The organism is Geobacillus proteiniphilus, from assembly GCF_001908025.1.
Taxonomy (GTDB): Bacteria; Bacillota; Bacilli; order Bacillales; family Anoxybacillaceae; genus Geobacillus; species Geobacillus proteiniphilus.
The window spans coordinates 1-277 of record NZ_MQMG01000174.1; the positions used below are offsets into that span (position 1 = coordinate 1).

At 58.5% G+C, this 277-nt stretch carries 1 pseudogene; it reads left to right on the forward strand.

From position 1 onward, the window contains the following. Positions 1–277 (forward strand): annotated as a pseudogene (locus BRO54_RS19050) (NAD(P)H-dependent flavin oxidoreductase); the annotation flags it as partial.

Here is a 277-nt window from a genome sequence, read left to right on the forward strand (position 1 = left end):
AGGCAGTGAAAGCAGAGGAGCTCGGCGCTGATGCGGTGATGGTCGTCGGTCAGGAAGGGGGCGGGCATCTCGGCAAATACGATACTGGCACGTTCGTCCTCATTCCGAAAGTCGTTGACTCCGTATCGATCCCGGTCATCGCCTCGGGCGGCATCGCCGATGGACGCGGGTTGATGGCGGCATTGGCGCTTGGAGCGGAAGGGATTGAGATGGGAACGCGGTTTATCGCCACGAAAGAATGCGTTCATGCTCACCCCGCGGTATAAAGAAATGATTC